Here is a 14598-nt window from a genome sequence, read left to right on the forward strand (position 1 = left end):
GGTAATGGCGTCGCCTTGTGCGTAAACCATCACATGACTAAATTGGTTAGCGGTTACTTTAAGAAATCGGCCAGTTCGTCGATCACTTCCAGACAGTTGTCGGACAGGACTGACAGCTCTTGCTCTATCTCTAACATGCTCGATTGCACAGACAGGGCTCCATAGACCACATACTTGTCGTCGACCTTAGCGAAGGAGGACAGTGGCATAGGGATGTTGAGTTCGAGCATGGTTTCAAACATCTCGCTGCGACGTTCTTGCTTAACTTCGTCTTCGCCCCATAGGTAGCTGATGCACAGGATTTGGTTGTCCGTTACCGATACAAACACAGGGATCTCTTCGCGTCCCACAACGTTGACTTGCAGTACTTCGACGTCACCATCTATGGGATAACAATCGAATTGAAAGCCGGTGTGGCTGTTGTCGCCAAGTGCATTGAGGTGGTTGGCAATGTTGTGAATGTTCATATTTATCCTCTTTGACATATTATGTCTGCGATTAAAGATAGCACTGAGACATAATATGTCAAGCGCTATTTTGTGTTCCATTTTTACCTTCAGTCGAGCGTCAGGTTTTCATCCTCTGACCAGGCGCGCTGATGGTAGCGATACAGATGCATTGAGCCTATATCGTTGACCTTCACCTGGTCTGCATGTTCATAATAATTTTTAGGAAATTCAAATGCGGCCCTGATAAGCCCAGGCGTGAGCCAAGGGTCATCGACCGGCAACTCTGTCATACTCGACAGCCGCTGCTTGGCGTTTTGGCCCCTTAGGGTGCCTATGCTCCAGCCCCACTCGCCGAAACTGGGCACATTGTGGTGATACTGCTCTACTTGAAAGCCTGCGGCTTGCAGCGTCTTGCCGACCGAGATGAAGGCCTTGGCGGCGTGATAGGGGGAGGTCGACTGCACTGAGATTGCCCCGTCGCTGCTCAGCAGCTCCTTGAGCTTGCGATAGAAGAGATCCGAATAGAGCTTGTTGAGATCCGGATGGCTGGGATCCGGCAGATCCACGATTATGGCGTCAAACTTCTCACCGCGTCTTATTAGCTTGTCGGCGCCGTTAAAGGCATCGTCTATCAGCAGCTCGACCCGCTCATCGTTAAAGGCATCGCCATTAAGCTTTAGCAGCGCGTTTGATAGTCGCGGTGGCATCTCTGGATCGCCCTCCTTGAACAGCCTCACCAGATCTGCGTCGAGATCCATCAGGGTCACCTGCTTGGGTTGCCACTTGAGCACCTGCCTCAGGCCCAGACCGTCGCCGCCGCCGATGATCAACACCTTGTCGTGACGGGCACTGGCGGCCAGCGTCGGGTGTACCAGGAAGGCATGGTAGATATGCTCATCCTGGCTGGAGAACTGCAGGCGGCCATTGATATACAGAGAGTAGACAGGCGCGAGGTGATTGCCCCGTAGTCGCTCGGTAAAGGTGAGCTGCTGAAAGCGGGTCGCCTTGGCATAGACCACCTTGTCCTTGTAGAGCATGTTGTTGAAGGCCTGATCCCACTTGGGGCCATGAATAGCCAGTACCAGCAATATCCCTGTGGCGAGCAGATGGCCTGCCAACAACAGTCGGTTAAAGCGGATCTTGGACCAGAAACGCCAGATAAACAGGAAACCCGCCAGCAGGTTGAAGCTGGCGGTCAGCGCAGCGGCCAGCTGGATATCCAGCGCCAACATGAAGAGCACCCAGATGGCGGCGCCGACGCCGGCACCTATATAGTCGGCGCCATAGATGGTGCCGGCGTTATGCATCAGGTGCTCGTCACAAAGTGACTGACGTACCCGGGCGATCAGGGGGATTTCCATGCCTATCATCAGGCCAAGCAATACGCCCCAGGCGTAGGGCAGGTATTCACTCAGCTTCTGCAGCGTGCCGATAAAGCCGCCCTGGGGCAGCTGATCTGGCGGTAAGCCTATGGTACTGGCGATGATGATGGGCAGCTGCTGGCCGAAGCCGATCACGGCGGCGGTGATCAGAATCGCCAGTGCGCCGCAGAGGGCGACGCACAGCTCCAGCATGGCGAAGCCGGTGAAGGCGCAGCGGATCTTGCGCGCGGCGAAGGCGCCGACGCCCATGGAGACGATCATCAAGCCGATCATAGTGTAGATGGCGGCTTCCAGGGCCCCCAGGATCCGCCCCGCATAGTGGGACAGCAAGTATTCGTAGATGAGGCCACAGGCGGCCAGTACCGCCATGATCCCCAGCAGCAGGAGATCGTCGAGCCAGCTTAATGATTTAACGCCTGCAGGAGCAGGCGTTGTGGTGTGTGTCGATTGCATTCAGGGTAGCGTCTTAGGCCATCAGGCTGGTGAGGATCAGGGCGATGGCCACGCTGATGGCCAGCTCGACGGTGGCGATCCCTATGTTGTGCTGCTCTTCGACCTCTGCTTTCAGGTTGATATTGGCCAGTACCAGTTTCTTCACCAGGGCCAGTAGCAGTGAGAGGGCGAGCAGCATGATCACCGAGAAGATCAGCCAGCCGAGTATGTTGGTGACATAGGCGGTCGGCATGAAGACGATGAAGTGGCTGGCGGCGTTGAAGCTAAGTGCCATGGCGAGCATATAGCCGCTGTGACGAATCGCCACCGCGATATGCCCCTTGGCCAGCGCCTCTTGCATCGAGCTGTCGTTGTGGCGCTTGGCATAGCTGCGCCCGCGCAGACGGGTCAGTAGCACCAACATCAGCTGTGAGATGGCAAAGGCGCTGAAGATGGCGATAAAGGTATCCAGGGTCAGATCTTCGGCCCACAGCAGTACGGAACGTATGATGATGGCGGTGGCGATGGCGGCGGTGGCATCCACTATGGCGACAGAGATATTGCCTTTTAAGATCATGGCGTTCTTATCTATCTCGTTCAGTGCCACCTTGTCATGCAGAAAGCGACCGAGTTTGATCAGAATCAGGCCGAAGATGCCGTAGGCGCTCATGCCGATGGCCTCGATGAGATAAGACTGGGCCGCCTCGCCGGTGATGGCGCCGGTAAGTACGATACCCAGACCGGCCACGGCACCGGCTGTGCTGATGCCGAAGGCGAAGTTATCCCGCTCGGATAACTCATGGGTGCTGTTGACCTTAACGGTCCAGCCCTGCAGGTAACGCATGGCCGTGAGCAAGACGATGGCGATAGTCAGATCTATGGCCAAGATGATCGCCAGTTCCTGGGTCAGACCGTAGTGTTGAAAAAATGTCATCTTAATATCCTTTATTTGCCCCGACGAACACTGCGCGTCGTACGACTGCTAGAGTTTCTGAAATTACTGTTCTTAGAGTAGTTTGAGCGGAACTTGCTGCCGCCAGTTGCCCGTCCTGTGGTGCTGGCCTTAGGCGTCGAGGCGCTTTGACGCGACAGGCTGGTGGAGCCAGAGCGAGACTTGGCGTAGGGGCTGTCGAATTGCTTACCCTGACGGTTAAACTGCTTCTTGGTGCGCTCGAAGGTCTGATTCTGGGCGCGAGCCTGTTTGGGCGAGGTGTAGCGATAGCGGCCCACGTCGTTGTAGTAGCTGTAGTTGCGGCGGCTCGACCATCTGTCATAGTAGATGGGGCCGCGTACCAGGTTGGAAAACATGGAGTACATGCCATACCAGGCCCAGAAGGACATGCCGTTACTGCCAGTCTGCCAGCTGCCGTAGGCCGGGTTGCCCACCAACTGGCTGCCTGCGCCAAAGTCTTCGCCGCCATTGGCGAGAATATCAGCCTCACGGCTGATGGCATTTACCCTGGCGAGGGCGCCACCTGACATGTCGGCGACCACGTTAACCGGGTCAGACAGCATGTCGTTAAACAGGCTGGGATCGGCCGCCTGATAGAGGTTTTCCGCCTCGTCGAGCTGCTGGTCGAGATCGACGAAATTGCTCTCGTTGCCCAGCTCCTGTAGACGCCGCTTGAGCGAGGCATACATGGGGCCCTGGCTGCTGGCGTCTTTAGACAGCTCCTGCAGCAGGGGGGCTACGTCTGGCTTGGTTGATGCGAGGATATCGGCATACTGCTTGAGTAGGTTGGCGTTGCGCACCTCGCCGTTATCCAACATCTGGCCTAGGGTATCGACCCTTGCCTGGGCTAGCTGTTGAAACTTGGCGATCTTCTCTGGCCTGTCGTCGCCGCATCCCGCCAGGGCGAAGAGCAGGGTCAGCGCGAGAACACGCATTAGCATCACTGCCATGTTTTCTCCATAAATTTAGTTGAGATTGAGACCGATAAATGAGTGATCAGTCTGCGACTTCTTTGCATAATATAGCGATAAGCTGGGTTATAGTAACCTGTAGTGCAGGATAAAAAGCCATCTTTACTTCCCCTGATAATATGGATGAGTAATTTGGATGACAATTTTATGCCAAGATGATTACCGCTTGGTTGCATAAACAGCTTATCTATAGCATTGATGACATAATATGTCGACCGTTTAAGGCTGAAGGATTTTTCTGGCGATGGAAAACATGAGCGAGCAAGCGTTACCCCATGAAGTCAATCAGGTTGCCGAGCAGCATTGGCAACGCCTCGCCGAGGCCTGGCCGGATATCTCCGAGCAGCTTACCCCGGAGCAGACCAAAGAGCTGAAAACCATCTTCGGCCTCAGCGACTTTGTCGCCGAGCAGCTGTGCCGCCACCCCAACTGGATAGTCTCTCTGTTCGAGGGGCAACTGAGTATGCTGGCCCGTGACAGTTTCAGCGCTGAGCTGCACTCCATCCTGGCCGGCGCCAACGACGAGGAGCAGGTCAAGGCGATACTGCGCCGCTACCGCAATCGTCAGATGGTGCGTCTCGCCTGGCGGGACTTCTTAGGCTACGCCGAGCTTAACGACTCCCTGCTGGATCTCTCGGCCCTGGCCGAGGCGCTGATCATCGCCGCCCGCGATTGGCTCTATGGCCAGATGTGCCAGCAGTATGGCACCCCTTGCGACAGCGAGGGCAATCCCCAGCCCTTGATGATCTTGGGTATGGGCAAGCTGGGTGGCCGCGAGCTCAACTTCTCTTCCGATATCGACCTTATCTTTACCTTCCCCGAACACGGTGAGACTCAAGGCGGTCGTCGCAGTCAGGACAACCAGCAGTTCTTTATCCGCATGGGTCAGCGCCTGGTCAACCTGCTCAATCAGGTGACGGTCGATGGCTTCGTCTACCGGGTCGACATGCGCCTGCGTCCCTACGGCGAGAGTGGCCCGCTGGTGGTTAGCTTCAGCGGCCTTGAAGATTATTATCAGGAGCAGGGCAGAGACTGGGAGCGCTACGCCATGGTCAAGGCCCGCGCCCTGGGCCCCTGGAGCGCCTACAGCGATGAGCTACACGACATGCTGCGCCCCTTCGTCTATCGCCGCTATATCGATTTCTCGGCTATCGAATCCCTGCGCAAGATGAAGCAGTTGATCACCCAGGAGGTGAGACGCCGACGCCTGACCGACAATATCAAGCTGGGAGCTGGTGGCATCCGCGAGGTCGAATTCGTGGTGCAGAGTTTTCAGCTGATCCGTGGTGGACGTGAGCCGGCGCTGCGGCAGCAGAGCCTGTTTGGCGCCATAGACACCCTCTATAAGCTGGGGCAGTTGGAATACCTGGCGGTCGATGAGCTCAAGCAGAGCTACCTTATGCTGCGCAGGGTGGAAAACCTGCTGCAGGCCATAGGCGATCAGCAGACCCAGACTCTGCCACAACACCTGCTGGACTGGCAGCGTCTCTGTTTCGCCTTGGGCATGGCGGGGGAGGCCGAGCTGCGTACCCATATCGAATCGGCGATGGCCAAGATACATCGTTACTTTAAGGAGACGGTGGGCGGTCAGGAGAGCGACGAGGTGGCCGAGCAGTGGACCGCCCAGCTGTGGAGCCTGGTTGAGGATGAAGACGCCGAGGCCCTGCTCAGGGAGCATGGCGTCGAGGAGAGCGAGCTCTGGCCCGCCTTGAAGAGCTGGCGTGGCACAGTAGCTAAACGCACCATAGGCCCACGTGGTAGAGAGACACTAGATAAATTAATGCCCTGGCTGCTGCAGGAGTTTATTCAGCTGCCGACGCCTACCAAGGCCTTCCTGCCTGTGTCTAAGGTGCTGGATCAGATCCTCACCCGTACCACTTACCTCGAGCTGCTGTTCGAAAATCCAGGTGCCCGTCAGCAGCTGGTGAGCCTGTGCATGGCCAGTCCCTGGATTGGCGAGCAGCTGGCCAAGTTCCCTATGCTGCTCGACGAGTTGATCGACCCGGCCCAGCTTTATGACACTACCTCGCTGGATGATTATCCCAGCGAGCTGCGCCAATACCTGCTGCGGGTGCCCGAGGAGGATATGGAACAGCAGATGGAGGCCCTGCGTCAGTTTAAGTTGTCGCAGCAGCTGAAGATTGCCGCCGCCGATGTGACCGGCGTGCTGCCTGTGATGCAGGTGAGTGACCATCTGACCTTCCTGGCCGAGGCGATCATAGAGCAGGTGGTGCTGCAGGCCTGGCAGCAGGTGAGCAAACGCCACGGAACGCCGCCTTATTTGGCACCTGAAGAGATGGGCTTTGCGGTGATAGGCTACGGCAAGGCGGGGGGCCTGGAGCTTGGGTATGGCTCGGATCTGGACCTGGTGTTTCTGCACAACTATACCCGCGACAAGTATCCAGAGGCGCAGCAAACCAACGGCGATCGCCCCATAGATATCGGCCACTTCTATCTCAAGCTGGCCCAGCGGATCTTGCACCTCTTCTCTACCCGCACCACCTCGGGGGAACTCTACGAGGTAGATATGCGCCTGCGCCCCTCGGGCGCCTCTGGCCTCTTGGTGAGTGAGATCGAATACTTCGGTAGCTATCAGCGCGAAGAAGCCTGGACCTGGGAGCATCAGGCGCTGGTGCGTGCCCGCTTCCTGTTTGGCGATAATCGCCTGGCCGCCCGCTTCAGCGAGCTGAGGGCCGACGTGCTCGCCATGGAGCGGGACAAGGCTGAGCTGGCCAAGGAGGTGCGTGAGATGCGCCAGAAGATGCGCACCCATCTGCTCAAAGTCGATGAGGGCTGCTTCGATCTGAAACAGAGCCCGGGCGGGATCGCCGACATTGAGTTTATTGCCCAGTATCTGGTGCTGGCCAACACCCATGATCATCCCGAGCTGGCGATCTGGTCCGATAATGTGCGGATCTTCGAGGTGCTGTCTGAGCTGGAGCTGCTGCCCCACCTGAGCGCCCAACACCTGACCCAGGCCTATTGCTACCTGCGCGACGAGAGTCACCGCCTGACGCTACAACAGGCGCCGGGACAGCTGCCTCAGGAGAGTGTGGATCTGCATGTGCAGCGGGTGCTGGCCATCTACGAACAGGTGCTCAATAGCGGCCAATAGCCTTTCTGCTACACTCAAATTAGGTCGGTGACTGATGGGGTGGGCATGTGGCTATATGTCGGGCGTTGATCCTCGCTGTTGTGGCATTTTTTAGCTGCAATGGCGAGCTATTGGCCCTGAACAAGCTATCGCAGCTCAGCTATTACACCGAATCCTACCCGCCCTATAATTACCGTGAATCCCATCAGCTAAAGGGGATCGCGGTGGATCTGCTGGCCGCGGCGGCCCGCAGGGTCGATGGTCGTTTCGACATCCATAGCATTCAGCTGGTGCCCTGGGCCAGGGGCTATAAGCTGACCCGCACCGGCAAGAATACCGTGCTCTTCTCCACCACCCGTACTCCCTATCGCGAGCCGCTATTCGACTGGGTCGGCCCCATCTCGGCGACCCGTATCGTGATCTTCGCCCGTGCCGATCGTAAGATCAGCATTACCGATGAGGCTCAGCTCAATCAATACAGCATAGGGGTGATCGCCCAGGATATCGGCGAGCAGGCATTGCTGGCGGCCGGCATCGCCCGTGAGCAGTTGCGCCACGCCCATGAGGCCACCTCTTTGGTGCACATGCTCAGGCGTGAACGGGTCGATCTCTGGGCCTATGAGGAGGTGGTGGGTCGCTACCTGATGAAACAGGAGGGGGTCGACACCGACGAGTTTGAGGTGGTCTTTACCCTCAAGGTGAGCGAGCTTTATTACGCCTTTAGCCGGGATAGCGATCCCGAGCTGCGTCGTCGCCTGCAGCAGGGGATAGATAAGGTGAAGGCCACCATAGAGGCCAACGGAAAGACCCAATACGAGAACATTCTAGCCAAGTATCGTTAGTGCTAGTTGTTGAGCGAATCGACGCGTTTAATCAGTAGCTTACCGCTGTGATTCAGGCATTGGCGTACCGCCAGACTGAGGGCGCTGGCGACGCTCATACTCAGCATCACCAAGATGGCCAGCATGATCACCACCTGATATTTCACCGCGACTAAGGGATCACTGCCGCCGAGGATCTGTCCCGTCATCATGCCGGGCAGAGTCACCAGCCCCATGGTGCTCATGGCAGCGATACTGGGCGCGAGGGCCTGTTGCAGCGCGCCTTGTATGAAGGGAAAGGCCGCCTGCCAGGGTGTTGCGCCCAGGGCGAGTCGCCCCTGATAGTCCTCCTGTTTCTCCTCGAAGGCGTTAAACAGACGCTGTAGCGCCAGAATATTCCCCGAGAGGCTGTTACCCAGTAGCATGCCTGCCAGGGGGATCATGTACTGAGCCTGATAGACAGGCGTGGGTTGCAGCAGTGCCAATAGCAGCAGTGCCAGCAGGGGCAGCAGGCTGAGGCTAAGGCTAAAGAGCAATGGCAACATTAACCTGGCCTTAGGTAGTCGGGCACCGCCGAGGATGGCGCTGGCGCCCACAAGTAACATGACACTCAGCCAGAGCAGATTGACCCAGAGACTCTCCAGACTAAAGAGAAACTTGAGGTAGAAGCCGACTAACAATAGCTGCGCCGTCATCCGCGCGGCGGCCAGCAGCATCTCGCCATCCAGTTTTAGATTAAACAGTCTGCCTATCCCTAGGGGCACAAGCAGCACCAGCATGAAGAGCGCAAGTGCTAGCCAGCCGATATCCAGACTCGCCTGCATCTGAGTCGCCATGGTTTAGGCCTCGCCCGCGGTGCGGGTTGCGTTCAGGTATTGGCGCGACTGCATCTCAATGAGGCGACTCATGGTGCGTCTGAACTCGAAGGCCAGGGCGCCCGGGGTGTAGAGCTGCTCAAGCGGCAGACTGGCCTCTAGGTAAAGTTTGACTCCTTGATCGTAGAGCTCGTCGACCAGGGCGATGAAGCGCCGGGCCGGATCATCGTTGGGCGCGTAGTTGAGCTGGCGATCCCCGGCGGCCACAGCGGCAGCGCCATCTTCTGTGCCCCTGGCGCGGATCCAGCTGCGGGGCGTGCCGCCAAGGGGCGGTACCTGGCTCAGGAGCAGGGTATCGAACTGGCTGGCGATGGCGATATAGTCGAGCTGTGAGCGTGGGCCGCCGCACAGGGCGTCGAAGTCGAGCCAGAGGGTTGAGGTGCCGCGGCGAATAACGCTAATTTCCCTGCCTAAGATGGTCAGCGGTGTGTCGCTGCCACCGCCAGGCTCCAGGGCATCGAAACGCCTGGCAAACTCCCCCTCATCTTGCCGGAAATAGGTCTGTACCTTGTCGAGGTGGCGCAGGCGGTGATCCATGCCGCCATCCAGGTGCAGGGCATCCGTGTGGGCTTCTAACAGGGCGATGCAGGGCAGAAACCTGTCTCTTGCCAGCCCATTCTCATAGAGGCGCTCTATGGGGGTATTGGAGGTGGCGACCAGAGTGATCCCGTGATCAAACAGGGCCTCAAACAGGCCCGACAGTATCATGGCATCGCCTATGTCGCTGACGAAAAACTCATCGAAGCAGATCACTCGATAACTCTGAGCGAGCCTGCCGGCGATGCGCCTTAGGGGATCGCGCTTGCCGCTCTCGGCCTTGAGCTCCTTATGAACCCGCTCCATGAAGCGATGAAAATGCAGCCTGAGAGCCATCCCATCGGGCAGGCTCTGACAGAAGAGATCCATCAGCATTGTCTTGCCGCGACCGACGTCGCCCCATAAATAGAGCCCCTTGATCGGTGCCTGCTTACTTGGATGTAGAGTGCCGGGCTTATGAGCGCCAGAAGGCGTTGCTTGCAAGGCCTGATAGAGGGCTTCCAGGCGCAATATGGCCTGCTGCTGAGCCGGGTCGTCGACAAAGTTCTCCTGGGTGAGTTGATGTTGAAAACCTTGGAGGGGAGAGCGCGACATGAGATGACCCAGGTAGTGAGCGGACGGTCATTATATCAAGATGTTATGAATTAAACAGCGCCCACAAGGGCGCCGTTTTGATGGACTATTGCATGTCTGAGCGCAGTACCAGCTCCACGCGACGATTACGCTGTCTGCCCGCCTCATCCAGGTTGTTGGCTACAGGCACATATTCGCCCACGCCCATGGGGCTGAGCTGAGCCTTGTTGATGCCATGAGATTGGGTGAGGGTGGCGACCACCGCCTTGGCGCGCTGCTCCGACAGCCCCTTGTTGTAGCCCTGTTTGCCTTGGTCATCCGTGTGACCCACCACATAGAAGTGCTGCTTGGGATGGCTCTTGAGGTAGGTGGCTAGGGTGGTGATCACTTCGTCTGCCTCGGGCAGCATCTGATCGCTGTCGAACTTGAACAGCAGACCATCCAGCGCCACGTGGCCTTGTTGGGCGATCTTATCCTTGAGCCCCTCGAGATCTATGACCACTCTGTCGTCGACGAGTTTGGTCTCCTCCACCACCTTTATCTCGCCCCAAAGGCCGCCGCTAAAGCCTGTAATATACACCATGGCGTGCACGGCGCCCTCGGGGCGATCGAGTCGATATAGGCTGTAATATTGGTTGTCATCTGGACCTATTTGGATCAGTGTCTTGATCCGGCGTTCGATGAGCTGTTTCTTACCACAGGCTAAGCCCTGGCAGTGAAAGCCTCGGACAAAACCAAGCTTTTCCAGCGCGGCCTTATAGTTGGCCTCGACTTCAAACTCCGAATAGCCTCTGGGGAGATTGTAGGCAATGTCGGTGACCTTACCCTCTAATGTCTTAATCTTGTGTTGGCCCTGTTCAACACCGTCAAATACTAAGGTCTGTGTATAGCCCTGCTGCTGATACTCTTGGATGAAGGCGCCGGGCAGCCTGGTGATCATGGGGTGATCCTTTGAGCCTTGGGTATCCTTGTTGCTTCTGTCCTTAAACTCGCTCTGGCTGACCTCGCTTGTTAAGTAGGCCTGGTTGGTGGCAAGCAGATCAAGGGGCTCGTCAATCACCTCGATGATATCCAGTTGCAGGCCGGTGTCGTGGATCCAACTTGCGCTGTAGACAGAGAGGTAGAGCTGTTTCTTGGCAAGCGCTAACTTGGCGGTTAGCAGCGCGGGTGTCTGCTTGGGGATATTGTTGAGCGGCGCTATCTGTTTTGAGAGTTTGTGGTCATCGCCGCAGGCCTTCTCCTGACACTCGAACAGTATTGTGCCGCCGAGCTTCTCTATTTGCGCCTTATAGTTGTTGACGGCGTGGGACGCCAGGTAGCTGTTTGGCAGCTTGTAGTTGACCCGTTTTAGCTGACCGGCAACCATCTGCGTCTGATAACTGCTTTTGTCGACGCCTATCACCAGCTCGAAAGGGGTGTAGTGGCGCTCATCTTGTTTGTTGAGCTTAGCCTCCGGCAGGGGCTGAAAGGGGAGGTCATTGGCCAGTGCTAGGCCGCTAAGGCCTAAGCCGCCACATAAGGCGAGTGTGCAGGCGAGAGTTTGGGGTTTCATCTTAATTCCCTTTAAGTTTCTGAAAGTAGCTTTATCAATATCTGTTTTGTGCATATCGTGTGCCCAGCTAAGGCGCGGGGCAATTCGTCATTATGGTGAGTCCCTGCATAGATGCCTGGCGTTGCATCAGGTCGGCCATGGCCTGTGGCGATAGGCCTTTGTAGAGCAAGGCAACATTTGGCTGATTTGCTAATGGTTTTAAGGCGTCGCAGCGCGTCGGCGACATGATGGCGATCGACTCGGCCTGAGCGTCTGCCAGTGCCTGCCAGTCTTGGCTATCGACCTCGCTGAAGCTAAGGTTGCCCTTAAGCGCCTTGAGGTCGCCAAAGGTGATGATTTGACTCTGCTCAATGTTCAGTAGGCTGAGATGGCTAAGGCCAGCCAGCGCCGACAGGTCGGTCAGCACGCCGCCCTGCAGGCTCAGCATCTCCAGGTTAGACAGCTTGCTCAGGGCTTTTAGGCTGACCGAGTCGCTGGATAGGCGGCAGCTCAATACAGTGAGCGCCTGTGCCGATGTCAGTCCCAGTTGCGAGACCTGCAGCTCGATACAGGCTTCGAGCGTGTTACCTTGCAGGCCGGGCTGTTTTGGTGACGTATTCTCTTCTCGTTGGTTAAATGCTTCACTGTCTACAGGATTTGAGCCATTAGTATTTGAATCAGCAAGGATTGCACCTGCCGCATTGGCGTCTAAACGGCTTGCATCCGCGATGTTAAGTTCGGACCCGTTTTGAGTGGGTTGGTTTAGCTCAGGTTTGTTAAGCCTTGGTTCGTTAAGGCTAGGTTCGTTTAGGCTTAGCCCTTCAGGCTCGAGTGCCGACAGATTGGCCGCCTCTACTATTTCGGGGAGCCGCTCGGCCATGAGTCCTTCGAGCAATAAGATATCCTGGGCAACCGCCGGCATGGCCTGGGTAACATAGCAAAGCTTGCTGGTTTCCAGCAGGTTGACCAGCACGGCCGCGCGGCTCTGGCCGATATTTATCGCCATCAGCGCCGCGTAAGCCTCCCCCTGCTCCTGGGTCTGAGTCAGGCCTTGCAGCTGGTTGAGGTAGTCTTGTACCTCGTCTCTGGTCTGCTGAAATTGTTCGAGTCGCTTGGGCTGATAACAGCTGGAGTTTTTGTCGATTCGGGTGAGGAAGGCGCGATAGCGAGGCAGATACTCATTGGTCAGGGTTAACATCTTGTCCGCGGTGAGCGCCATCTCACCGATTATGGCATCTTGCAGTAGTGGCCTGGCATCTTGGTATTGGTCAAGCTTGTTAGAGAAAGTCTCCATCTGCTCTCTGTGTCTGCGACTCAACTGACGGGCACGCTCGGTCAGTGGCGTCGTTTCGAGTTGAAATTGTTTGATGGCTTCTCTGTCGGTATCTTTGTCGGTTCCTGTGCCGGTTCCTGTGCCGGTATCGGCAGAGGCTAGGCCGCTAATCGATACTAAGCTCAGCGCCGAGGTCAGCGCCAGTGCGCGCAGCACCTTGCTGCTGAAATTGTAGATGCTTTGGGGGATCCTAAGGTCTTGATCAAATAACACGACTTAGCCTTATCAGATGGCGAGCGTTGAGGGGGCGTTAATCTTGCGATTGAGCCGCCATGGCATAGAGGCTCGTGCCTATGCCATGGCGATTAATTTAGAAGTAGAGGTTGTCTACTAGCTTTTCGTTGACATAGAGCTCGCACTTATCTGCGGTGCTGCTCTTAGAGGATTGAACTATACCCGCGATGGCGCCGAAGGCACCGCCTTGCTTACCCAGCACAGACCCGAAGTAGCAGTGGCTTTTAACGGCAAAGTCTTTGTAGTTAGCCTTAAGGTTTTGGGTTGGGGTGTAAGGGGGGAATCGGCCCTGCATGATAGGGTCGCCGTTGACGCTAAGGATCAAGATGTTCTTCTTGTCGTGGTAGCTGCCGTTAAATTTAAGCACTGTGCCATCGACTTCGACTGTCTTTTCCAGTGCCATGCGCGGGCCGGGATCTGAGGCGCAGGCGGTCAATAACAGGGCTAGGGTCAGGGCAGAGAGTGAAGCAATTTTCATTGATATAGTCCTTTATATGGGAAGAAATAGTCCTGAGTGGTTGAATGATTTTGAGGATGAAATGCCTCTCAATATGCTTTATTCACAACCACTTAAAATAAGCCTTTAGGTTTATTCGTAGCGATCCTATCGCAAAATATCGGCCGGAAACATTATTCTTTTGGGTGTATTTTGGCGGTTTTATCGGCAAAAAAATCATCGCTATGCACCGCCTAAGCGCTTTCAGCGTCAAGTTAAGGGCTGATGAAAATCATCCATAGATTCAGCAGCAAGACGCTTGTCCCCAGGACGAGGAGAAAGCTACCCAGTCGCTCCTTGGGTGGCGTGCTTTCCTCCATGACGATAGGGTAATCGAAGAAGATAGCCAGATAGAGCAGGCTTCTGAGGGGATAGGCCATGCTGGATAAGCTATAGCTTTGCCCCCGTTTCAGCTTGATGACGAGCCTGTGGGCGCGCTTACACTCTATCTGGTTGCTGTTTTGGTAGCTGTGCCAGTCGAACTGCAGCTGGGCTATCTCTTCTCGGCCTATGCTTTGCGACGACCCAGAGTTGCTGGTGAGAAAGGGGGGCAAGGTGATGCCAGATTGGCTAATGATGATCTGCTGATTGGCCTGGCTATCGGCCTCTATCCCCAGGTGTGTTTTAACCTGGCGTCTACGGATACTGGCGTAAACCAGCAGGCCTATTACGGTCAATATCGGGAAGCGCAAAAAATCGAACCTGGGGTCGACTGAAGGAATGAACAGCGCCAATAGAATGAACGGGAGCAGACTTGTGGCGAGCAGGAACTCTTTCTTAAGCGGCAGGGCAAAGAAGTTAAACGAGATGGGAAGCTTTTTCGTACTCTGCTTGTCGAGACCTAGGTACTGACTCAAGAAGACGGTATCGAACCATTGTAGATTTTCCAGCAGGTGATTGAGTGAGTTCATCTCGATG

At 56.2% G+C, this 14598-nt stretch carries 12 protein-coding genes; 2 read left to right on the forward strand and 10 right to left on the reverse strand.

Annotation, left to right across the window (positions count from 1 at the left end):
- Positions 1-53: 53 nt before the first annotated feature.
- The 4 genes from K0H81_RS03245 to K0H81_RS03260 all read right to left on the reverse strand — a co-directional run bounded on the left by K0H81_RS03245 (position 54) and on the right by K0H81_RS03260 (position 4165).
- The gene (locus tag K0H81_RS03245; protein ID WP_041508415.1) at positions 54-467 is read right to left on the reverse strand and encodes a YjfI family protein; all 414 of its coding nucleotides are present in this window, start codon (positions 465-467) and stop codon (positions 54-56) included.
- An 89-nt stretch (positions 468-556) separates the two neighbouring features.
- Positions 557-2284, reverse strand: a complete 1728-nt coding sequence (locus K0H81_RS03250) for a polyamine aminopropyltransferase (RefSeq protein ID WP_220059867.1) — start codon at positions 2282-2284, stop codon at positions 557-559.
- Positions 2285-2297: 13 nt separating this feature from the next.
- Complete coding sequence (locus K0H81_RS03255) at positions 2298-3197, reverse strand: DUF350 domain-containing protein (protein WP_220059868.1); 900 nt, start codon at positions 3195-3197, stop codon at positions 2298-2300.
- Positions 3198-3208: 11 nt separating this feature from the next.
- Positions 3209-4165, reverse strand: coding sequence for a hypothetical protein (locus K0H81_RS03260; RefSeq protein ID WP_220059869.1), 957 nt, complete (start codon positions 4163-4165; stop codon positions 3209-3211).
- Positions 4166-4430: 265 nt separating this feature from the next.
- Between K0H81_RS03260 and glnE the strand changes: the two genes are divergently transcribed.
- Both glnE and K0H81_RS03270 read left to right on the forward strand, forming a co-directional pair.
- The gene (gene glnE / locus K0H81_RS03265; protein ID WP_434086877.1) at positions 4431-7301 is read left to right on the forward strand and encodes a bifunctional [glutamate--ammonia ligase]-adenylyl-L-tyrosine phosphorylase/[glutamate--ammonia-ligase] adenylyltransferase; all 2871 of its coding nucleotides are present in this window, start codon (positions 4431-4433) and stop codon (positions 7299-7301) included.
- A 110-nt stretch (positions 7302-7411) separates the two neighbouring features.
- Positions 7412-8122, forward strand: coding sequence for a substrate-binding periplasmic protein (locus K0H81_RS03270; protein WP_258406373.1), 711 nt, complete (start codon positions 7412-7414; stop codon positions 8120-8122).
- Positions 8123-8124: 2 nt separating this feature from the next.
- On the opposite strand, the gene K0H81_RS03275 is transcribed toward K0H81_RS03270, so the two are convergent.
- The 6 genes from K0H81_RS03275 to K0H81_RS03300 all read right to left on the reverse strand — a co-directional run bounded on the left by K0H81_RS03275 (position 8125) and on the right by K0H81_RS03300 (position 14591).
- Entirely contained in the window at positions 8125-8937 is an 813-nt protein-coding gene (locus K0H81_RS03275; RefSeq protein WP_258406374.1) for an ABC transporter permease, read from the reverse strand.
- Between the two features lie 3 nt (positions 8938-8940).
- Positions 8941-10107 (reverse strand): cell division protein ZapE, encoded by a 1167-nt coding sequence (zapE, locus tag K0H81_RS03280; protein WP_220059871.1) that lies wholly within the window; start codon positions 10105-10107, stop codon positions 8941-8943.
- 85 nt (positions 10108-10192) lie between these two features.
- Positions 10193-11638, reverse strand: coding sequence for an OmpA family protein (locus K0H81_RS03285; RefSeq protein WP_220059872.1), 1446 nt, complete (start codon positions 11636-11638; stop codon positions 10193-10195).
- Positions 11639-11705: 67 nt separating this feature from the next.
- Positions 11706-13163 carry a hypothetical protein gene (locus K0H81_RS03290; RefSeq protein WP_220059873.1) on the reverse strand — a complete coding sequence of 486 codons (1458 nt, stop codon included), beginning with the start codon at positions 13161-13163 and terminating at the stop codon, positions 11706-11708.
- Positions 13164-13260: 97 nt separating this feature from the next.
- Positions 13261-13662 (reverse strand): hypothetical protein, encoded by a 402-nt coding sequence (locus K0H81_RS03295; RefSeq protein WP_011864440.1) that lies wholly within the window; start codon positions 13660-13662, stop codon positions 13261-13263.
- A gap of 233 nt (positions 13663-13895) precedes the next feature.
- A complete protein-coding gene (locus K0H81_RS03300) occupies positions 13896-14591 on the reverse strand; it encodes a hypothetical protein (RefSeq protein WP_220059874.1) in 696 nt (231 codons plus the stop codon).
- Positions 14592-14598 lie beyond the last annotated feature (7 nt).

The organism is Shewanella halotolerans (genome assembly GCF_019457535.1).
Lineage (GTDB): Bacteria > Pseudomonadota > Gammaproteobacteria > Enterobacterales > Shewanellaceae > Shewanella > Shewanella halotolerans.

Excerpts from the sequence above, each read along its gene's own strand:
- K0H81_RS03245 (WP_041508415.1), bottom strand. The coding sequence starts at position 467 with ATGAACATTCACAACATTGCCAACCACCTCAATGCACTTGGCGACAAC.
- K0H81_RS03250 (WP_220059867.1), bottom strand. The coding sequence starts at position 2,284 with ATGCAATCGACACACACCACAACGCCTGCTCCTGCAGGCGTTAAATCA.
- K0H81_RS03255 (WP_220059868.1), bottom strand. The coding sequence starts at position 3,197 with ATGACATTTTTTCAACACTACGGTCTGACCCAGGAACTGGCGATCATC.
- K0H81_RS03260 (WP_220059869.1), bottom strand. The coding sequence starts at position 4,165 with ATGGCAGTGATGCTAATGCGTGTTCTCGCGCTGACCCTGCTCTTCGCC.
- glnE (WP_434086877.1), top strand. The coding sequence starts at position 4,431 with ATGGAAAACATGAGCGAGCAAGCGTTACCCCATGAAGTCAATCAGGTT.
- K0H81_RS03275 (WP_258406374.1), bottom strand. The coding sequence starts at position 8,937 with ATGGCGACTCAGATGCAGGCGAGTCTGGATATCGGCTGGCTAGCACTT.
- zapE (WP_220059871.1), bottom strand. The coding sequence starts at position 10,107 with ATGTCGCGCTCTCCCCTCCAAGGTTTTCAACATCAACTCACCCAGGAG.
- K0H81_RS03285 (WP_220059872.1), bottom strand. The coding sequence starts at position 11,638 with ATGAAACCCCAAACTCTCGCCTGCACACTCGCCTTATGTGGCGGCTTA.
- K0H81_RS03295 (WP_011864440.1), bottom strand. The coding sequence starts at position 13,662 with ATGAAAATTGCTTCACTCTCTGCCCTGACCCTAGCCCTGTTATTGACC.
- K0H81_RS03300 (WP_220059874.1), bottom strand. The coding sequence starts at position 14,591 with ATGAACTCACTCAATCACCTGCTGGAAAATCTACAATGGTTCGATACC.